The sequence below is a fragment of the Actinokineospora alba genome (genome assembly GCF_004362515.1).
Classification (GTDB): domain Bacteria; phylum Actinomycetota; class Actinomycetes; order Mycobacteriales; family Pseudonocardiaceae; genus Actinokineospora; species Actinokineospora alba.
This window is the reverse complement of sequence record NZ_SNXU01000001.1, coordinates 1,524,539-1,543,635: the sequence shown is the minus strand read 5'-3', so window position 1 is coordinate 1,543,635 and position 19,097 is coordinate 1,524,539. Positions and strand designations below refer to the sequence as shown.

Sequence of the window (19,097 nt, the reverse complement as noted above, 5' to 3'; positions counted from 1 at the left end):
GAGATTCGAGGGGGACGGGATGGCGCGGAAAGCGTTGTTGCAGGGGGTGTTCGCCATGGGGGTGGCGGGCGCGGTGCTGCTGTCGGGGGCCTGTGGAATGGTCACCGAGCAGTTCGCGGACAACGAAGCCGTGGGCCAGACCATCCGCTCCGTCCTCGTGGCCAACGACTCGGGGGCCGTCAAGATCCGGACGGGCGGGACCACCCAGGTCCAGCGCCAGGTGCACCACAACGCCGACCGGCCGGGTGTCACGCACCGGGTCGACGGCGACGTGCTGATCCTGGAGTCCTGCCCGGTCCGGAACTGCTGGATCGACTACGACGTGGTCGTCCCGGAGGGGGTGACGGTCAGCGGCAAGGTCGACTCGGGGGAGGTGGAGATCGAGGGCGTCGGCTCGGTCAACGTGTCCGCCGGGTCGGGGGACGTGACGGTGCGCAAGGTGGCCGGGAAGGTGACGGTGGCGGCCGACTCGGGTCGGGTCGAGCTGGTCGACATCGGGGACAACGTGGCGGTCGACGTCTCGTCGGGCAGCGTCAAGGCGGTCGGGCTGGGGGGCTCGGCCGACATCGGGACGTCGTCGGGGAGCATCGAGGTGGCACTGGTCGAGGTGGGGAACGTCCGGGCCCGGGCGGACAGCGGCCAGGTCCAGGTTGTCGTGCCACAGGGGAAGTACCGCGTCAACGCGGTGGTGGACAGCGGTGACCTGGACAACGCGATCGGCAGCGATGTCGGGGCGGCCAACTTGGTGGACGTGGCGGCCGACAGCGGAGACGTCTCGATCCGGTACGGCTGAGCCGCGTCGCGGGGGAACACACGCACCACCGTCACACCCGTGGCGGTGGTGCACCCGTGTGTGGGCGGGGCTGCGCGAGGCGGCCGTCACACCGGGAACAAGGCGGCCAACCCGCTCGTTGGGCCTGCAGGAAGGTTGAGTGGGGACGGCTCAAGTCTGGAAACTGAGTCCGGTACGCTCAACTCTAGAGAACGCACCACAGCTACTGCAGGAGGAAACACCATGGCGCGAGCGGTCGGCATCGACCTGGGGACGACCAACTCCGTCGTCGCCGTCCTTGAGGGCGGTGAACCGACGGTTATCGCCAACTCGGAGGGCTCCCGGACGACCCCTTCCATCGTCGCGTTCGCCAAGAACGGCGAGGTGCTGGTCGGCCAGCCCGCCAAGAACCAGGCCGTGACGAACGTGGACCGGACGGTCCGTTCGATCAAGCGGCACATGGGCGAGGACTGGAAGACCGCCGAGATCGACGGCAAGGCGTACACCGCGCAGGAGATCTCCGCGCGCGTGCTGATGAAGCTCAAGCGTGACGCCGAGGCGTACCTGGGCGAGACCATCACCGACGCCGTCATCACCGTTCCCGCGTACTTCGAGGACGCGCAGCGGCAGGCCACCAAGGAAGCCGGTCAGATCGCCGGCCTCAACGTGCTCCGCATCGTCAACGAGCCCACCGCGGCCGCCCTGGCCTACGGCCTGGACAAGGGCGCCAAGGAGCAGACCATCCTGGTCTTCGACCTCGGTGGCGGCACGTTCGACGTCTCGCTGCTCGAGATCGGCGACGGCGTCGTCGAGGTCCGCGCGACCTCCGGTGACAACCACCTCGGCGGCGACGACTGGGACCAGCGCATCGTCGACTGGCTGGTCGAGAAGTTCAAGGCGAGCAACGGCATCGACCTGACCAAGGACAAGATGGCGCTGCAGCGCATCCGCGAGGCCGCGGAGAAGGCGAAGATCGAGCTGTCCAGCTCGAACAGCGCCAACATCAACCTTCCTTACATCACCGTCGACGCCGACAAGAACCCGATGTTCCTGGACGAGAACCTGACCAGGGCCGAGTTCCAGCGCATCACCGCCGACCTGCTCGACCGCACCCGGGCGCCGTTCAACAACGTCGTCAAGGACGCGGGCGTCTCCGTCGGCGAGATCGACCACGTGGTGCTCGTGGGTGGTTCCACCCGCATGCCCGCCGTGGCCGAGCTGGTCAAGGAGCTGACCGGCGGCCGCGAGGCCAACAAGGGCGTCAACCCGGACGAGGTCGTCGCCGTCGGCGCCGCGCTGCAGGCCGGTGTGCTCAAGGGCGAGGTCAAGGACGTCCTGCTGCTCGACGTCACGCCGCTCTCGCTCGGCATCGAGACCAAGGGCGGGGTGTTCACCAAGCTCATCGAGCGCAACACCACCATCCCGACCAAGCGCTCGGAGATCTTCTCCACCGCCGACGACAACCAGACCACCGTGGGCATCCAGGTGTTCCAGGGTGAGCGCGACTTCGCCGCGGACAACAAGAAGCTCGGCACCTTCGACCTGACCGGCCTGCCGCCCGCCCCCCGTGGCGTGCCGCAGATCGAGGTCACCTTCGACATCGACGCGAACGGCATCGTGCACGTCGGCGCGAAGGACCTCGGCACCGGCAAGGAGCAGTCGATGACCATCACCGGCGGCTCCGCGCTGCCGAAGGAAGACATCGACCGCATGGTCAAGGACGCCGAGGCGCACGCGGAAGAGGACAAGAAGCGCCGCGAGGAGGCCGAGGTCCGCAACCAGGCCGAGACGCTCGTCTACCAGACGGAGAAGTTCGTCAAGGACAACGACGAGAAGATCCCGGCCGAGGCCAAGGAGAAGGTGAACGCCGCCATTCTGGAGGCCAACACCGCGCTCGCCGGCACCGACATCCCGGCCATCAAGGCCGCGATGGAGAAGCTCGCGACCGAGTCCCAGGCCATGGGTTCGGCCCTCTACGCCAACACCGGCGCGGACGCCGCCGCGGGCGACGGCTCGACCGAGGCCCCCAAGTCGGACACAGCCGATGCGGCCGATGACGTTGTCGACGCCGAGATCGTGGACGAGGACAAGGAGAAGAAGTGACCGGTCAGCACAGCTCTGACGGCGAGGAGCCGCAGGTCGTGGTGCGTGATCGGCGACGGATCGACCCGGAGACCGGGGAGATCCGCACAGCCTCGGACGACGCCGCGGCACCCGCACACGCCGCGGCCGATTCCGGGCCCGAGTCTGTGCCCGAGCCCGTCCAGGTCGACGAACTCGACCCGGCCGCGGAGTTCAAGGCGCAGCTCGACGAGCGCACCGCCGACCTGCAGCGCCTGCAGGCCGAGTACGCCAACTACCGCAAGCGCGTCGACCGCGACCGCGAGGTCGTGGCGACCGCGGCCAAGGCGCAGGTGGTCAACGAGATGCTGTCGGTCCTCGACGACATCGAGCGGGCGGGCGCCCACGGCGACCTGACCGGCGCCTTCAAGGCGGTGGCCGAGAAGCTGGCGGCCGCGCTGCAGAAGGCAGGCCTCGAACCGTTCGGCCACGAGGGCGAGCCGTTCGACCCCTCGGTGCACGAAGCCGTCCAGCACAACACGTCCCCGGACGTGGCGGGCCCGACGGTCACCGGCGTTCTGCGCCGCGGCTACCGCTTCGGCGACCGGACCCTGCGCGCGGCGCTGGTCGCGGTCACCGACGCGGAGGCCGGACCTGTGATCGTCGACCAGCCGGCCGACGAACAGAACTGAGCGAAAGGAGGAGACGTCCGGTGAGCGCTAGGGACTGGATCGACAAGGACTTCTATCGCGAGCTTGGCGTCTCCTCCGACGCCGGTGACGCGGAAATCAAGAAGGCGTACCGAAAGCTCGCCCGCGAGCTGCACCCGGACGCCAACCCGGGCAACACCGACGCCGAGGCCAAGTTCAAGTCGGTGTCGGAGGCCTACGGCGTCCTCGGCGACCCGGACAAGCGCAAGCAGTACGACGAAGCCCGGTCGATGTTCGGCTCCAGCGGCTTCCGCCCCGGCGGTTTCGGCGGCGGTGGCGGCGGGTTCGACTTCGACTTCGCGGGCCAGTCCGGTCAGGGCGGTTTCGGCGGCGGGGGCTTCAGCGACCTGCTCGGCAACCTGTTCGGCCGCACTCGCGCGGGAGCGACCACCGCGGGCAACCGCCCCCGGCGCGGCGCCGACGTGGAGACCGAGGTCCGCATCGACTTCGTCGAAGCGGTCAAGGGCGCCACTGTCCCCTTGCGACTGTCCAGTCCGTCCACCTGCGACACCTGTCACGGCTCCGGCGCCCGACCGGGCAGCAGCCCCAAGGTGTGTGTCACTTGCGGTGGCGTCGGCCTGGTCAGCCGCAGCCAGGGCGCTTTCGCCTTCAGCGAGCCGTGCCGCGACTGCCGTGGCACCGGCCGCACCATTGACGACCCTTGCCCCGACTGCGGCGGCGAGGGTGTCAGCACGAAGACCCGAACCCTCACCGTGCGGATCCCCGCGGGCGTCGAGGACGACCAGCGCATCCGCCTGGCGGGCCAGGGCGAGCCGGGCAGGCAAGGCGCCGCCGCCGGCGACCTGTACGTCCGCGTACACGTCACCCCGCACCCGGTCTTCGGCCGCAACGGCAACGACCTCACCTTGAAGGTGCCGGTCACCTACCCCGAACTGGCCCTCGGCACGACCCTGACCGTGCCCACGCTCGACGCCCCGGTCTCGCTGCGGGTCACCCCCGGCACCACGCCGGGCCGCGTCCTGCGTGTCCGCGGCAAGGGTGTGGTGAAGCGGGACGGCCAAACCGGAGACCTGCTGGTCACCCTGGCCGTCACCGTCCCACCGACACTTGACGACGCCGCCAAGTCCGCCCTCGAGGCGTACGCCGCGGCAACCAACGCGCACGACCCGCGCCCGGAGCTGACGGCGATGGTGCAGAAGGCGAGGGAGTCATGAACCCCTTCCCACCCGGGGCCGACGAGGACACCCCGGTCTTCGTGATCTCGGTGGCAGCACAGCTGTCCGGCCTGCACGCCCAAACCCTGCGCAGCTACGACCGCCAGGGCCTGGTCTCCCCCGGCCGAACCTCCGGCGGCGGCCGCCGCTACTCGATGCGCGACATCGCTTTGCTCCGCGAGGTCCAGCGACTGTCCCAAGAGGACGGTGTGAACCTCGCGGGCATCAAGCGCATCATCGAACTGGAAAACGAAGTCGACGCCCTGCGCGACCGCATCTCGGAACTGACCCAGGAACTGGCCTCGGCCTACGCCGCCGCGGAACAGGCAGCCGCCGCCATCCACAAGTCCTACCGAAACGACCTGGTCCCGGTGCGCCAGCAGACGGCCCTGGTAGTCTGGCGCCCCCAACCCCGTCGCTGACCACCCGCCTGGGATCAGAACGGCCAGTTCTCGCTTCGCCCCGCTTCCAGGAGTGGGATCATCCGGAACCCGGCGTCGGTGAGTCCGCCGAAGGTGTGCCGGTTACCGCTGCCGCTCGGCGCGTGGCCATGCTGGTAGCCGGCCAGGTTCCACGTGTAGAGCGGCATCGTGTCGGGAACGACGGCGTTGACGTCCCCACCCGCGGCCTGCTCGTCGGTGATGATGACGAGCCGGTTGTGGAAGCGTGGACGCAGGTGCTTGGCGATGGCGCCGGGGGTGTCCGTGCCACCGCCGAGGAAGTAGCCATCGCTCTTCCACCGGTCGACCGACCGCAGCAGCGACTCGCCTTTCCGCATCGCGAATGGCTTGGTCTTCGGTCCGGGCGGCTCGTTCAGGTAGGTGTGCGCGGACGAGAACGACACGACCTCGGCGTTGCGGCAACGCCCGCCCAGGGCGATCCCGAAGACCGCCGCCGCGTCCCACCGCTTGAGGGTTCCGTCCTTGGAGAAACCGGAATCCATGGAACTCGAGGTGTCCACCAGGATCAGGGTGCGCCCGTCGAGCGTGGGCACGTTTGCCAGGGACGCGGTGAGCGCCTTGTCCAGGGCATGGCCCCACCGCAGGCTGGGCGCGGCGCGGTGCGCGGACAGAAACCGCATCGGCAGTTGGCTCGAGCGGGCGACCTGGACGGGGTCGGCGAGTCGAGCGGCGACCCCCTCGGCGACACCGTCGGACACCCCGGCCTCATCGAAGTTGCGTAGGTTCCGCAGCAGCGCCATGTAGCCCATGGTCGGGATGATTGCCTCCCAGGCGCGGGCGTCGAGCGGTCCCTGCAGCCACCCGGCCAGCGACTCCCACGTCATGCCTGCCTCGCGCAGGACCTCTGTGGCGTTGTCCGCGTGCAGCAGGCCGCGGCGTCCCGAAATGGGGACTGCGGTGAGCTTCGCGCGCGCCCGAAGCAGGGCAAGGCTTTCGGGAATGGGGTTGGCGCGGTTGTGGCGCTTGTCGAGGGCGTGCTTGTACAGCTCGCCTTGAGCGGGCGTGTCGCTGTTCGGGTGGACGAGATCGATGACGTCGCCCATGCGGAAGCCACGGGCGGCGCTGTCCCACTTCAGCAGCGCGCGCTCGTCGTAGAGCCTGCGGACCGCGTCGGCGATGCCGCGCTTGACCGGCTTCGGAACGTTGCGGCCGTGCACGGAAGTCCAGTAGGCCAGCAGCTCTCCTGGCTCGTCGGCACGCAAGAGCACACTGTCGATGACCGAACGGTTGCTGGGCCCCTGATCGCTGGGCTGATCAGTGGTGAGCCGGGCGTGGACGAATTCGGCCGCGCCCACAAGGGATGCGGTGCGCAGGTTGGCCTCGGCCCGCAGCCAGCGCAGGAACCGGGCCGTCCACGCCGGGTCGGTCAGCGCGGCTTGGCCGACGAGCTGGGCGTAACGCTCGTCGCGCTTGCCGCCAGGCTCGTAGAAGGTGTTCTCGCCGACCATGTTCGTGACGGCCAGCAGGAACAGCTCGGACTTGGTGTTCCGCGCGTACCCCGCGCCGCCCTGGTGGGTGACGCCCGACGGCGTGTGCTCGCCGGTGATCGGCGAAGTGACCGCCGGTCGCGCGGAGGTGATGTTGAACTTGCTCACGATAAGCCCCCATAAAGCGGGAGCGGACAACGTCAGATGTGGCCCGAGATCGAAGTCGGTGACGGTGACAAGCTGCTCTGCCAGTTGAGCTACCTCGACCCGAAGTCGAGAACGGGACTCGAACCCGCAACCCGCCCATTTAGGAGATGGAAGTAACCGCTACCTGCGCACCGGGCACATCTGAAGTCGCCGCCCCCGAGATCAAATCGCCTGCGGTGTGATTCTTTGGAGGAAGTAACCGCGGGCTACGCACCGGGAGTGCGGTGGAACCGTAGCAATGCGCCCGATCAGTCCGCGCCTGAATTTCGGCCTCGGCTAGTCCACGGTAAATGGATCGTAAGTAATGCGGTCCAGCGGAGTCCCAGCCACAAGCATGCGGGAAACAGTCGCCCGGATCATCCCCGGAGACCCAGACACAAGTACGTCCCTATCGCCCCAAGCCCCATAACGGGTCACCACATCAGCCAATGTCCCTTGCTCTGTCCCAGGAATCCCGGCTTCCTCCACCACCGGCACCACGGTCAGCCAAGGATTCACCGCGGCGATGCTCTGCAGCGCGGGAACGTCGTAGAGGTCCTCTTCGATCCGCCCACCGATGAACAGGTGGACATGCGGGTTCTGCCCCCACTGCGACAGGTGGTCAATGATCGCCCGCATCGGCGAGACCCCCGTCCCGCCCGCGACCATCAGCACATCGCGCGAGGTCTCGCGGGAGACGCTGATCCGCCCCATCGGCGGACCCATCTTCCAGGTGTCGCCCACATTCGCGTGCGCCACGATCGATCGGCTGACCCAGCCGCCGTCGACGCCGCGGATGTGGAAGTCGATGGTTCCGTCGGGTCTTGGCGCGTTGGCCGGGGTGAGGTAGCGCCATAACCGGGGGCGTTGCGGAACTTCGACGCTCACGTACTGCCCCGGCAGGTACGGCACCGGGTAGTGCGGCCGGACCCGCACGATCGCGATCTCCCAGCCGATCCGCTCGTGCGAGATGACCTCGGCGGGCCAGTACGCCGGCCCCTCGTCGGCCGCGGCCGCGTCGAGCATCGAGCGGGCCATGATCGTGTACGCCTCGGCCCAGGCGCGTTCGACCTCGTCGGTCCACGCGGGGCCGGCGAACTTCTTGACCGACGAGATCAACGCCATCCCGACGGCCTCGTAGTGGGTGCTGACGACGCCGAACTTGCGGTGGTCCCGCCCGAGTTGCTGCAGGAACGGCACCAGGTCGTCGGGCCGGTCGACCATCTGCACGACGTGCACCAGGGCACGCAGCAGGCGGGACCGCTGGACCTGCATGTTGGCGGGGAACATCTCCCGCGCCGACGGCTCGATGGTGAAGAGCATCCCGTAGAAGAACTGTGCGACCTCTTCGGCGTGCGGCTCCACCACCGCGAAGCTCTCCCGGACCAGACGCACCATCGTCGACACAGCGGTGGGCGAGTCGGTCCGAGGTTGTGAGCTCGGGATGGGGCTCACCAGGGCGTTGGCTGTCATGATCGGGGGGAGACTCCACCTCTCGGGCGCCGGCTGAGCGTGGCAACACGGTACTAGAGCTACATCCCCCGACGGAGTGTTCAGCCTAGTCCGATTCCATGAAAGAGCCGCGAAGATCACCCTAAGGTGTGCCGTATCCTCACTTTCGGTGATCAAACTTCCGCCTAATGGGGGACGTTTGATTGGCGGATGGCGCATTCGGCTGATGCCGGGTCGACGGGGACGAGACCTGGGTTCACGAGCGAGCGATCGGACGATAACGTTCCGCGACCAAACCGGGACGGAAAGGCCGCACGTGACCGAGAACGCGCGCGAACAGGCGGCACAGGCGCTCGAATCCGAACTGTCGAAGCTGTTCGGCCGCGCCCGCAGCGTCTCGCTGACCCTCGCGGCCAAGGTGCACCCGGGCCTGGACGGCGCGTCCTACGCGCTTCTCTTGCACCTCAACGACATCGGCGCGGTTCGGGCGGCGGACGTGGTCGAGCGCACGGGACTCGACAAGTCCACTGTCAGCAGGCAGATCGCCCGACTGACCGAGTTGGGTCTGATCGAGCGGGTGCCCGATCCGTCCGACGGCCGTGCCCGGCTCGTGCAGCTGACCGAGACCGGCTCGGAGCGGCTGGCGAAGGTGCGCAACGACCGCTGGCAGAAGCTGCGCGCCATGTTCGGCAAGTGGTCCACCGACGATCTGAGCGAGTTCTCGCGCCTCCTTGGCAAGCTGAACGCCGACCTGTGATCAGGTCCACTTCTCGGCGACCTCGCCGACACCTGACGTTTCCGCTGCGTACAGCCGGTTTGATCGCCACAGTGTGATCGATTGCCGCCGGGATACCACCCACTTGGCGGCTTCCTTTATCCGGGTGCGTCCGGTCGGGGATGAAACCCACAGCCGCCTGTGGATAGCCTCCTGGGCTTTGTGGATAACTGGGCATCGGGTGTGGACAGCGTCGTTGCGACGGGTGGGTGACCTGTCGGTCCCCTGATCGGCAACGGTCGGGGCGGCCGTTTCGGCATGACCGGAAGTGGTCCACGTCCTAAGGTTGAGTGGAACTGACTCAAGTTTCCGCGCGTTGGATCCGGTGACAGGCGAACGTACGACCCGAGGTGGCAGATGGACGCGTTCAATCCGACGACCAAGACCCAGCAGGCGATCTCCGCGGCGGCCCAGGCCGCCTCGACGGCGGGCAATCCCGACATCCGCCCGGTGCACCTGCTCAGCGCCCTGCTCGCGCAGAGCGACGGGCTCACCGCCCCGCTGCTCACCGCCGTCGGAGCCGATCCCGAGACCGTCCGCAAGGAACTGGAGCCGCTGCACCGCGCCCTTCCTTCGGCGACCGGGGCGACCGTTTCCTCCCCGCAGCTCGCGCAGCAGGCGCTGCGGGCGATCACCCACGCGCAGAAGCTCGCCACCGAGATGGGCGACGAGTACGTCTCCACCGAGCACCTGCTGGTGGGGCTCGCGGCCGAGGGCGGCGACGTCGCCGAGGTCCTCAAGCGGCACGGCGCGGGCGCGGACGCGCTGCGGGAGGCGTTCGCCAAGGTGCGCGGGTCCGCGCGGGTGTCGAGCCCCGACCCGGAGGGCACCTACCAGGCGCTGGAGAAGTACGGCCTCGACCTGACCGAGCGGGCCCGCAAGGGCGAGCTCGACCCGGTGATCGGCCGCGACGCCGAGATCCGCCGGGTGGTGCAGGTGCTTTCCCGCCGCACCAAGAACAACCCGGTCCTCATCGGCGAGCCCGGTGTCGGCAAGACCGCGATCGTCGAGGGCCTCGCCCAGCGGATCATCGCCGGTGACGTGCCGGAGTCGCTGCGCGGCAAGCGCGTCATCGGCCTCGACCTCGGGTCGATGGTCGCCGGCGCGAAGTTCCGCGGCGAGTTCGAGGAGCGGCTCAAGGCCGTGCTCAAGGAGATCACCGACTCCGCAGGCCAGGTGATCACCTTCATCGACGAGCTGCACACGATCGTCGGCGCGGGCGCGACCGGCGAGGGTGCGATGGACGCCGGCAACATGATCAAGCCGATGCTCGCCCGCGGTGAGCTGCGGATGGTCGGCGCGACCACCCTCGACGAGTACCGCCAGCACATCGAGAAGGACCCGGCGCTGGAGCGCAGGTTCCAGCAGGTCCTGGTCGGTGAGCCGTCGGTCGAGGACACGATCGGCATCCTGCGCGGCCTCAAGGAGCGCTACGAGGTCCACCACGGTGTCCGCATCACCGACACCGCGCTGGTCGCCGCCGCCACTCTGTCCGACCGCTACATCACCGCGCGCTTCCTGCCGGACAAGGCGATCGACCTTGTCGACGAGGCGGCGTCGCGGCTGCGCATGGAGATCGACTCCCGTCCGGTGGAGATCGACGGCGTCGAGCGCGCGGTCCGCCGGTTGGAGATCGAGGAGATGGCGCTGTCCAAAGAGGACGATGCAGCCTCCCGGGAGCGGCTCGTCGCGCTGCGGTCCGAACTGGCCGAGAAGCGGGAGGACCTGGCCGGTCTGACCGCCCGCTGGCAGAACGAGAAGGGCTCGCTGGACCGCGTCCGCGAACTCAAGGAGCAGCTGGAGTCGCTGCGCGGCGAGTCCGAGCGCGCCGAGCGCGACGGCGACCTGGGCCGCGCCGCGGAGCTGCGCTACGGCCGGATCCCCGCGCTGGAGAAGGAACTCGACGCCGCGACCGAGGCCACGGCGACCCAGCCGGGTGAGCAGGTCATGCTCAAGGAGGAGGTCGGTCCGGACGACGTCGCCGAGGTCGTCTCCGCCTGGACGGGCATCCCCGCGGGCCGGATGCTCGAAGGCGAGACGCACAAGCTGCTCCGGATGGAGGACGCCCTCGCCTCGCGGGTCGTCGGGCAGGCCGAGGCCGTGCGCGCTGTGTCCGACTCGGTTCGCCGCGCGCGTGCGGGCGTGTCCGACCCGGACCGCCCGACCGGCTCGTTCCTGTTCCTCGGCCCGACCGGTGTCGGCAAGACCGAGCTGGCCAAGGCGCTCGCGGAGTTCCTGTTCGACGACGAGCGGGCGATGATCCGCATCGACATGAGCGAGTACTCCGAGAAGCACTCGGTGGCCCGCCTGGTCGGCGCCCCTCCCGGCTACGTGGGCTACGACCAGGGCGGCCAGCTCACCGAGTCGGTCCGCCGTCGCCCGTACAGCGTCGTGCTGCTCGACGAGGTGGAGAAAGCCCACCCGGACGTCTTCGACGTGCTCCTGCAGGTCCTCGACGACGGCAGGCTCACCGACGGCCAGGGCCGCACGGTCGACTTCCGCAACACGATCCTGGTGCTGACGTCGAACCTCGGCTCGCAGATCATCGCCGACGCCAACCTCGACGAGGTGCACCGCAAGGACGCGGTGATGTCGGTGGTGCAGCGGCACTTCAAGCCGGAGTTCCTCAACCGGCTCGACGACGTGGTGGTGTTCCACTCGCTGGCCACCGAGGAGCTGACGTCGATCGTCGACATCCAGGTCGCCAAGCTCGGCCGCAGGCTCGCGCAGCGCAGGCTGAGCCTGACGGTCACCCCGGCGGCGCGGGAGTGGTTGGCGCTCAACGGTTTCGACCCGGTCTACGGCGCCCGCCCGCTGCGCAGGCTGGTGTCCTCGGCGATCGGCGACCAGCTGGCGAAGGCCCTGCTGTCCGGCGACATCCGCGACGGCGACACGGTCAAGGTCGACATCGCCGACGACAACACCGCCCTCACGGTCGGCCGCGAAGACTGACGACAGCACGAAAGGGCCGCCCCCCACGGGCGGCCCTTTCGTTCGTCAGCCGATCACCTGACGCAGCAGGTACGCCAAGCCGTTGGCGTGGCCGCTGCGCGTCGGGTGGTACATGTCGGCCACGCTCCAGCTCTTCCCGTTGAGGTACGGGTCGGCCGCGCACACATCGTGCCCGGTGAACCGGGCGATCGAGCTCTTGTACGTAAAGCCGGCCGCGGCGACCCGGCCCGCGATGGCCGCGTCCAGGTTGTCCGCCACACCGTTGAGCAGCACCGCTTCGTCGGCGGTGATCCCGTTCGCCGCCGCGCACGAGACAGTCGACCCGGCGAAGCGGCCGTAGCCGAGGACGACGATCCGGGCGTTCGGCGCGCCCGCCCGGATCGCGGCGTAGGCCCGGTCGAGCTTCGCCGGGAGTTCCTCGCGGATCTTGCGGTTCGCCTCGTCGACCGTGCCCTGGCAGTTGGTGCTGTTGTTGCCCGCGCAGCCGAAGATCAGGTCGGCGAACCCGATGTCGTTGCCGCCGATGGTGATCGACACGAGATCGGTGCTCGCGGTGAGCGCCCGGCTCTGGCCGCTGATGATGTTGTCGGTCTTCGCGCCCTGGCACGCCTGGAAGTTCAGCTGCGTGTTGGGCCGGGCCTTGGACACCAGATACGGGTAGGCGTAGGTGCTCTTGTAGCAGAACGGGTCGAGGTTCGCCGCGTACGTGCCGTTGCCCGACGAGTACGAATCACCCAGGGCCACGTACTCGTCGACCTCGGCCGCCGACGCGCCTGGGGCCAGTGCCACCGCCGCGGTCACCGCGACCGCGCTTGCCAACACTTTTCCGAACATCCGTGCCTCCTAGTGGATTGCGGGGTTCTTGACGGCGTTCGCGATGGCGGCGCCGAACGCGGCCATGCCCTGCGCGTTGGGGTGCAGCGGTGCGGCGGCCGTGGTCGGGATCAGGCCCTCGAGGTACCGCTTCGACGGCGCCGCGCAGGTGTCGTGGCCCGCGGACACGGCGGCGAGGTCGACGAAGGTCGCGCCGCGCGAGGCGGCCTGGTCACGCAGGGCGGCGCTGAGCTTGTCCACCGAGGCCTGGATGTAGTTGGCGTCGCGGGCCCAGATCGGCTGGACCGGGTAGCAGCCGTCGCGCTGGATGTAGGTGCCGTAGCCGGCGACGACGATCTTCGCCTTCGGCGCCTTGGCCCGGATCGCGTCGAGCGCCTCGCCGATCTTCGGCGCCCACGCGGCGATGGCCGTGCCCAGTGAGTCCTTGCCGCCCGCGTTGAGCCGGTCGGCGCAGGAGAAGCCGAACGGCTCCGGGAACAGGTTGAGACAGCCGAGCGCCGCCTGGACCAGGCCGATGTCGTTGCCGCCGATGGTCAGCGTGACCAGGTCCGTGCCCGCGTTCAGCGCGTCGTACTGCGGCGGGAGGAAGCCGAACTGGCGGCCGGTGAAGTCGGTGATCTTCGCCCCGGAGCACGAGACGTCGGTCAGCCGGGCGCCGAGCGCCTTCGCCGCGACGGCCGGGTAGTTGTTGTCCGAGCGCAGGCAGGCGAGGTTGAGGTCCTGGTTCGGGATGAGCGGTCCGGCGGCCGCGGAGTCACCGAGGGCGACGTAATCGATCGTGTCGTCAGCCACCGCGGGAATGCCGACCGCGAGGGTGGCGGCGGTGACCGCCAGAGCCAGGCTGAGCCGTCGCACCAGCATTGGGTGCTCCATTCTGTATTACTAGCGAGTAATCTGTTGGTCACATGGTGGAGGACACAATCCCTGGTGGGCGCTGGGAGATTGGCCCAAAGTTTCGGAGGAAACTTGTGACCGATCACAACAGAATCGTCTTCGGCGGCATGCCCCTGCACTTGCGGCTGGGCTCCCAGCTCCCGGAGCTGACCGCGTTTGTGATCAAGCGGCTGGTCGACGGGCTCGACGTCTACAACCGGCTGCCCGCCGAGGAGCTGTCCGGCGACGTGGCCCGGATCATCGAACAGGCGATCCGCCTGTTCCTCGGCGTCCTGCGCACCGGGACGCTGCCCGATTCCGCGGAACTGGCGATCGTGCGCGAGTCGGCGGCCCGCCGCGCCGAGGAGGGTTTGCCGATCGACGCGGTGATCGGCGCGTACCACCTCGGTGCCCAGGCGTGCTTCGAGTTCGTCGAGCCCGAGGTCCAGCCGGACGAGCTGGGATCGGTGTTCGAGGCGCACCGGCTGCTGTTCAACTACCTGCGCCTGACCACCGGCGCCGTCGCCGCCGGCTACCTCAGCGAGCGCCAGTCGATGTTCGGCGACGAGCACGGCGCCCGGCAGGCGTTGCTCGCCACCCTGCTCGACGGCGGCCGGTCGGCCGACGTCGCGGGCACCCGACTGCCCCCGAGTTACTTCGTGGTCAGCCTGTCCATCGGCAAGCACCCCGACGAGACCATCGCGGGCGTCGACCCCGGCGTGGCGGGGCGCCGCAAGCTGCGCAGGCTCCGCACGGAACTCGACCGCCGCTCACGGGAGCCGGTGCTGTCGATGCTGTCGGCCGACGGCGGCCTGGCCCTGATCCCGCACCACACCGCGCCTGCCTCGGTCTCCCTGGAGGACTGGTCGCGGCTCGAGGCGCTCGCCGCCGCCCTGAGCAAGGCCGCGGGCGCGCCGGTGGTCGCCGGTGTTGTCGCAACCGAGCCCGCGGGCGTACCGGACGCGGCCCGCCTCGCGGGCGAGGTCCGCGAGGTCGCGATGATCTACGCGAAGCCCCCGGGCATCTACCGGCTGGCCGACCTGCTCCTCGAATACCAGCTCACCCGGCCCAGCCCGGCCCGCGACCACCTCGCGTCGCTGCTCGCCCCCGTCGCGGGCAAACCGGACCTCCTGCCGACCCTGCGGGTCTTCCTCGACACGGGCCTCAACCGCCGCCAGACCGCCACCCAGCTGCGGGTTCACCCCAACACGGTCGACTACCGGCTGCGCAAGATCGCCGGCCTGACCGGGCTGCAGGTGGCTCGGCACGAGGATCTCCTGTCGATCCGCGCGGCCCTCTCCGCCCTCGACGCGACCAAGGTTCACGGATAAACCTTCAGCCACACCACCCGTGATCTTGAACCCGCGCGCCTGACGACTACGCTGCAAGACGTGGGCATACCCGCGTGGGTCTGGTTCGTCATCGCCGCGGTCGCGTTCGTCGCGGGCGGCCTTTTCTTGCTGCGCGATCGCGCTCGTCTCACCTCGAGAAACCGTGAGCGACGCCGTTGGGCGGCCCTGCGCGGCTGGCAGTTCGCCGAGACCGACCACGTCCTGCCGAGCAAGTGGAACGGCGGCGCCATCGCCTACTACGGCGACGGCGTGGCCCGCGACGTCGTCACCGGCTCGACGTTCACCGCCGACGGCAGGCGCCGGGTCTACGTCTTCGACCTGGAGATGGGCGGCCGGGTCAACACGGTCATCGTCGCCGTCCAGTGCCGCCGGGTGCATCCGGTCGTGGTCGAGCTGTGGATCCCGAGCACGCCGTTCCAGCGTGAGCACATGCCGGAGCTGCTCGGCCCGGTCGGCCAGCGCTACGCCTTCGTCTCCGACATCGCGGGCGCCCGCGCGCTGATCACCCCGGACCTGGTCGACGCCACCGAGGAGATCGGCCCGGACATCGCCGTCGCCTGGATCGAGGACGGCTGGGTCCTGGCCGCCGCCGCGCCCAACTCCAGCCCGTCGCGGCTGGAGCGGCTGCTGCGCGGCATCGGCGAGATCGCCGACGTCGTCGACCCGTTCGACGCCGAGACCGAGCCGTCGCCCGGACTGCACAGCGTCCGGCAGATCGACGACAACAGCTGAGCCTCCCACATAGCCATTACCACCCAGTAGGTTGATCGCATGCCTACCGCGCTCATCACCGGTGCCACCGCGGGCATCGGCGCCGCATTCGCCCGCAACCTCGCCAAGGCCGGATACGACCTGGTGCTCGTGGCCCGCAACACCGAGCGCCTCAAGGCGACGGCGGCCGAGCTGACCGCCGCCCACGGCATCCAGACCCAGGTCATGACCGCGGACCTGGCCACCACCCGCGCGCGCAAGCGGGTCGAGGAACGCCTCGCCGACGCGTCCCGGCCGATCGATCTGCTGGTCAACAACGCCGGGTACGGCACGGCCACCCCGTTCGCCGAGGCGGAGATCGACGTCCTGCAGTCGCAGCTCGACGTCAACGCGACGACGGTCATGCGGCTGAGCCACGCGGTGCTTCCGGGCATGATCGAGCGCGGTCACGGCGGGGTGATCAACGTGTCCAGCGTCGCCGGGTTCTTCCCTTTCACCGGTCCGGCCTATGCGGCGACGAAGGCGTATGTGACCGCGCTGTCGGAGGGGCTGTCGTCGTCGCTGGCGGGCACCGGCGTCCGGGTCGTGGCGCTGTGTCCCGGCTTCACCCACACGGAGTTCCACCAGCGGGTCGGCGAGGACGTCTCGGCCATCCCGGAGTTCCTCTGGCTCGACGCCGACCGCGTCGCCGCCGAGTGCCTCGACGACCTGGCCTCCGGGCGGTCGCGGTCCATCCCGGGTTTGCAGTACAAGGCGCTGATCGGCGCCGCCAAGATCCTTCCGCGCGGTCTGCTGCGCGTCCTGCAGAAGCGGGCCGCCAAGGGACGCCGCCGCGGCTAGGCTCAGGCCATGACGAACCCGCAGCCCGGCTGGTACCCGGACGGCCCTGGCTCGCCGCTCCTGCGCTGGTGGGATGGCACCCAGTGGACCGCCAGGACTCAGCCCGCCCAGCAGCAGGCGCGCAGCGACGCGAGCGCCTGGGAGCTGTCGCTCGAAGGCGCCCACGACCCGAACCGGATCAAGGAGCAGCAGCGCAAGGCCGGGGTCGGTCAGACCGCGCAGGGCGGCGGGACGCTGTTCACCGAGCCGGTGCTGGTGGTGAACCAGAAGGTCAAGCTGATCGAGCTGGCGTCGGAGTACTCGGTCTTCGACCAGCACGGGCGCCCAGTCGGGTTCGTCGCGCAGGTCGGGCAGAGCACGCTGAAGAAGGTCGTGCGGTTCCTCGGCGAGTACGACCAGTTCTTCACCCACCGCTTCGAGGTGCGCGACGCCAACCACCAGCCGGTGCTCGCGCTGACCCGGCCGCGCAAGGTGTTCAAGTCGCGGATGATCGTCGAGCGGCCCGACGGGCAGCCGGTCGGCGAGATCGTCCAGGACAACGTCTTCGGCAAGATCCGCTTCTCGTTCATGGTCAACGGTCAGCAGATCGGCGGCATCCAGGCGGAGAACTGGCGGGCGTGGAACTTCGCCGTGCTCGACCACTCCGGTGCCGAGGTCGCGCGGATCACCAAGACGTTCGAGGGCATCGCCAAGACCATGTTCACCACCGCCGACAACTACGTCCTGCAGATCCACCGCCCGCTCCAAGACCCCCTGATCAGCATGGTCGTGGCGTCCGCGCTCACCGTCGACACGGCGTTGAAGCAGGACACCAGGGGCCTGGGCTGAACCACGTGAGAGACTGACGACCTGTGCGAACCGCTCCGAGTGTCGACCTGACCGCCAAGCGCGAATTGGCCCGTCTCGTCACCGAACTAGCCGTTGTCCATGGACGCGTGACCTTGGCTTCCGGCAAGGAAGCCGACTACTACGTCGACCTCCGCCGGGCCACCCTCCACCACGCCGCCGCCCCCCTGATCGGCCGCCTGCTGCGGCAGGCCACGGCCGACTGGGACTACGTCGCCGCAGGCGGCCTCACCCTGGGCGCCGACCCGGTGGCGCTGGCGATGATGCACGCCGCCGCCAACGCGGGCGAGGTCCTCGACGCTTTCGTCGTGCGCAAGGCGCTGAAGGAACACGGCATGCAGCGCCGCATCGAGGGCATCGAGGTCGGGGGCCAGCGGGTCCTGGCGGTCGAGGACACTTCCACGACCGGCGGCAGCGTCCTGACCGCCGTCGACGCCTTGGAGGAGGCGGGCGCGATCGTCGTCGGCGTCGCCACGGTCGTCGACCGCGGCACCGAGGCCCGCGAAGCCATCGAGGCCAGGGGACTCCCGTACCGTTCGCTGCTCGATCTTGCCGATCTAGGCCTCTGACCAGGCGCGTCCTCCCGATCCGCAGGTACCGTGGTGGGTACTGGGGTCGGGAGGATGCGCATGGCCGGTGTTCTCGCCGCGGCGACGATGGTCGTGCACTTCATCGCGCTCCTCTACATCGGCCTTGGCGGCTTCCTCGCCTGGCACTGGCCCAAGTCGATCTTCGTCCACGTCTTCTTCGCCGCTTGGGGCGTGATCGTCAACGTCCTGCCGGTCACCTGCCCGCTGACGGCGATCGAGAACTACTTCCGAAGACAGCAGGGCCTCGGTGATCTGCCAGGGGGTTTCAATGAGCACTACATCATCGGGGTCCTCTTCCCGGAGGACTATGTTCAGGCCGTGGCAATCGGAGCGTTGATCGTGTTGGTGGTGTCCTACGTCGGTGCTTACGCCCGCTGGCACCGACCGCTGGTTCCCGCGAAGTGAGCGGTCCCCCCGAAGACCCGGAGAGCGGCCCCACCGAATGGGTCTTCGGCGAACCGGTCGGCGTCGGCCCGTGGGAAGGCCCCTGGCCCACCGACGACCGCTACGACCCGGACTTGCTGGCTGATGGCGACCGCCGCAACGTCGTGGACGCCTACCGATATTGGCGACGGGACGCCGTCATCGCCGACCTCGACACCCGCAGACATGACTTCCATGTCGCCATCGAGAACTTCCAACACGACCACAACATCGGCACCGTCGTGCGAACCGCTAACGCCTTCGCCGCCAGAGCGGTCCACATCATCGGCAGGCGTCGGTGGAACCGACGGGGTGCAATGGTGACGGACCGGTACCAGCACGTCGACCACCACGCCACGGTTGATTCCCTGCTGGCCTATGCGAAAGACGCCGGCCTGGCGGTCGTGGGCGTCGACAACACAACCGGCTCGGTCCCGATCGAGACGACTGAACTACCCCGGAAATGTGTGCTCGTCTTTGGACAGGAAGGTCCCGGCCTGACGGCCGAAGCCCGGGAGGGCGCGGATCTGCTGGTGTCGATCGCCCAATTCGGCTCGACTCGGTCGATAAACGCGGGAGTGGCAGCGGGCGTGGTCATGCACTCTTGGGTGCGGACACACGCGGACCTGTCAAAAGCCTGGTGACCAAATGGGTTAT

18 protein-coding genes are annotated in these 19,097 nt (G+C 69.0%); 14 read left to right on the top strand and 4 right to left on the bottom strand.

Annotated elements, in window-relative coordinates:
• The first annotated feature begins 19 nt into the window (after nucleotides 1-19).
• The 5 genes from C8E96_RS07380 to C8E96_RS07360 all read left to right on the top strand — a co-directional run bounded on the left by C8E96_RS07380 (nucleotide 20) and on the right by C8E96_RS07360 (nucleotide 5,140).
• Nucleotides 20-793, top strand: coding sequence for a DUF4097 family beta strand repeat-containing protein (locus C8E96_RS07380; protein ID WP_091376552.1), 774 nt, complete (start codon nucleotides 20-22; stop codon nucleotides 791-793).
• Nucleotides 794-1,015: 222 nt separating this feature from the next.
• The gene (dnaK, locus tag C8E96_RS07375; RefSeq protein WP_091376549.1) at nucleotides 1,016-2,875 is read left to right on the top strand and encodes a molecular chaperone DnaK; all 1,860 of its coding nucleotides are present in this window, start codon (nucleotides 1,016-1,018) and stop codon (nucleotides 2,873-2,875) included.
• The gene (grpE, locus tag C8E96_RS07370) at nucleotides 2,872-3,525 is read left to right on the top strand and encodes a nucleotide exchange factor GrpE (protein ID WP_091376546.1); all 654 of its coding nucleotides are present in this window, start codon (nucleotides 2,872-2,874) and stop codon (nucleotides 3,523-3,525) included. Before dnaK ends, grpE begins: the two co-directional genes overlap by 4 nt.
• A gap of 20 nt (nucleotides 3,526-3,545) precedes the next feature.
• Complete coding sequence (gene dnaJ, locus C8E96_RS07365) at nucleotides 3,546-4,718, top strand: molecular chaperone DnaJ (RefSeq protein WP_091376543.1); 1,173 nt, start codon at nucleotides 3,546-3,548, stop codon at nucleotides 4,716-4,718.
• Nucleotides 4,715-5,140 (top strand): heat shock protein transcriptional repressor HspR, encoded by a 426-nt coding sequence (locus C8E96_RS07360; protein ID WP_091376541.1) that lies wholly within the window; start codon nucleotides 4,715-4,717, stop codon nucleotides 5,138-5,140. Before dnaJ ends, C8E96_RS07360 begins: the two co-directional genes overlap by 4 nt.
• A gap of 14 nt (nucleotides 5,141-5,154) precedes the next feature.
• Here the strand turns inward: C8E96_RS07360 and C8E96_RS07355 are convergent, their stop codons facing one another.
• Nucleotides 5,155-6,774 carry a TROVE domain-containing protein gene (locus tag C8E96_RS07355; RefSeq protein WP_091376538.1) on the bottom strand — a complete coding sequence of 540 codons (1,620 nt, stop codon included), beginning with the start codon at nucleotides 6,772-6,774 and terminating at the stop codon, nucleotides 5,155-5,157.
• A gap of 315 nt (nucleotides 6,775-7,089) precedes the next feature.
• A complete protein-coding gene (locus C8E96_RS07350) occupies nucleotides 7,090-8,265 on the bottom strand; it encodes an FAD-binding oxidoreductase (RefSeq protein ID WP_228769953.1) in 1,176 nt (391 codons plus the stop codon).
• 295 nt (nucleotides 8,266-8,560) lie between these two features.
• Between C8E96_RS07350 and C8E96_RS07345 the strand changes: the two genes are divergently transcribed.
• Nucleotides 8,561-9,001, top strand: a complete 441-nt coding sequence (locus C8E96_RS07345) for a MarR family winged helix-turn-helix transcriptional regulator (RefSeq protein WP_228769952.1) — start codon at nucleotides 8,561-8,563, stop codon at nucleotides 8,999-9,001.
• 375 nt (nucleotides 9,002-9,376) lie between these two features.
• Nucleotides 9,377-11,971, top strand: coding sequence for an ATP-dependent chaperone ClpB (clpB, locus tag C8E96_RS07340; RefSeq protein WP_091376527.1), 2,595 nt, complete (start codon nucleotides 9,377-9,379; stop codon nucleotides 11,969-11,971).
• Between the two features lie 45 nt (nucleotides 11,972-12,016).
• Here the strand turns inward: clpB and C8E96_RS07335 are convergent, their stop codons facing one another.
• Entirely contained in the window at nucleotides 12,017-12,805 is a 789-nt protein-coding gene (locus C8E96_RS07335; protein WP_091376524.1) for an SGNH/GDSL hydrolase family protein, read from the bottom strand.
• 9 nt (nucleotides 12,806-12,814) lie between these two features.
• Nucleotides 12,815-13,666: an SGNH/GDSL hydrolase family protein gene (locus tag C8E96_RS07330; RefSeq protein WP_091376521.1), complete on the bottom strand. Its 852-nt coding sequence runs from the start codon at nucleotides 13,664-13,666 to the stop codon at nucleotides 12,815-12,817.
• A gap of 107 nt (nucleotides 13,667-13,773) precedes the next feature.
• Between C8E96_RS07330 and C8E96_RS07325 the strand changes: the two genes are divergently transcribed.
• Genes C8E96_RS07325 through C8E96_RS07295 form a run of 7 tightly spaced genes read left to right on the top strand, consistent with a single transcriptional unit; the run spans nucleotide 13,774 to nucleotide 19,084 of the window.
• Nucleotides 13,774-15,009, top strand: a complete 1,236-nt coding sequence (locus C8E96_RS07325; protein WP_228769951.1) for a PucR family transcriptional regulator — start codon at nucleotides 13,774-13,776, stop codon at nucleotides 15,007-15,009.
• A 60-nt stretch (nucleotides 15,010-15,069) separates the two neighbouring features.
• Nucleotides 15,070-15,762, top strand: a complete 693-nt coding sequence (locus C8E96_RS07320) for a type III secretion system chaperone family protein (protein ID WP_091376516.1) — start codon at nucleotides 15,070-15,072, stop codon at nucleotides 15,760-15,762.
• A gap of 39 nt (nucleotides 15,763-15,801) precedes the next feature.
• Nucleotides 15,802-16,581, top strand: a complete 780-nt coding sequence (locus C8E96_RS07315) for an SDR family NAD(P)-dependent oxidoreductase (RefSeq protein ID WP_091376513.1) — start codon at nucleotides 15,802-15,804, stop codon at nucleotides 16,579-16,581.
• 9 nt (nucleotides 16,582-16,590) lie between these two features.
• Nucleotides 16,591-17,409 (top strand): phospholipid scramblase-related protein, encoded by an 819-nt coding sequence (locus C8E96_RS07310; RefSeq protein WP_091376510.1) that lies wholly within the window; start codon nucleotides 16,591-16,593, stop codon nucleotides 17,407-17,409.
• Nucleotides 17,410-17,432: 23 nt separating this feature from the next.
• Nucleotides 17,433-17,996: an orotate phosphoribosyltransferase gene (gene pyrE / locus C8E96_RS07305; RefSeq protein WP_091376507.1), complete on the top strand. Its 564-nt coding sequence runs from the start codon at nucleotides 17,433-17,435 to the stop codon at nucleotides 17,994-17,996.
• Nucleotides 17,997-18,056: 60 nt separating this feature from the next.
• Entirely contained in the window at nucleotides 18,057-18,422 is a 366-nt protein-coding gene (locus C8E96_RS07300) for a DUF2784 domain-containing protein (protein WP_091376503.1), read from the top strand.
• Complete coding sequence (locus tag C8E96_RS07295; RefSeq protein ID WP_091376499.1) at nucleotides 18,419-19,084, top strand: TrmH family RNA methyltransferase; 666 nt, start codon at nucleotides 18,419-18,421, stop codon at nucleotides 19,082-19,084. Before C8E96_RS07300 ends, C8E96_RS07295 begins: the two co-directional genes overlap by 4 nt.
• Nucleotides 19,085-19,097: the final 13 nt, after the last annotated feature.

Bases quoted from the DNA above. Each gene is read 5' to 3' on its own strand.
- C8E96_RS07380 (WP_091376552.1), top strand. From the start codon at position 20: ATGGCGCGGAAAGCGTTGTTGCAGGGGGTGTTCGCCATGGGGGTGGCG.
- dnaK (WP_091376549.1), top strand. From the start codon at position 1,016: ATGGCGCGAGCGGTCGGCATCGACCTGGGGACGACCAACTCCGTCGTC.
- C8E96_RS07360 (WP_091376541.1), top strand. From the start codon at position 4,715: ATGAACCCCTTCCCACCCGGGGCCGACGAGGACACCCCGGTCTTCGTG.
- C8E96_RS07350 (WP_228769953.1), bottom strand. From the start codon at position 8,265: ATGACAGCCAACGCCCTGGTGAGCCCCATCCCGAGCTCACAACCTCGG.
- clpB (WP_091376527.1), top strand. From the start codon at position 9,377: ATGGACGCGTTCAATCCGACGACCAAGACCCAGCAGGCGATCTCCGCG.
- C8E96_RS07335 (WP_091376524.1), bottom strand. From the start codon at position 12,805: ATGTTCGGAAAAGTGTTGGCAAGCGCGGTCGCGGTGACCGCGGCGGTG.
- C8E96_RS07330 (WP_091376521.1), bottom strand. From the start codon at position 13,666: ATGCTGGTGCGACGGCTCAGCCTGGCTCTGGCGGTCACCGCCGCCACC.
- C8E96_RS07315 (WP_091376513.1), top strand. From the start codon at position 15,802: ATGCCTACCGCGCTCATCACCGGTGCCACCGCGGGCATCGGCGCCGCA.
- C8E96_RS07310 (WP_091376510.1), top strand. From the start codon at position 16,591: ATGACGAACCCGCAGCCCGGCTGGTACCCGGACGGCCCTGGCTCGCCG.
- C8E96_RS07300 (WP_091376503.1), top strand. From the start codon at position 18,057: ATGGCCGGTGTTCTCGCCGCGGCGACGATGGTCGTGCACTTCATCGCG.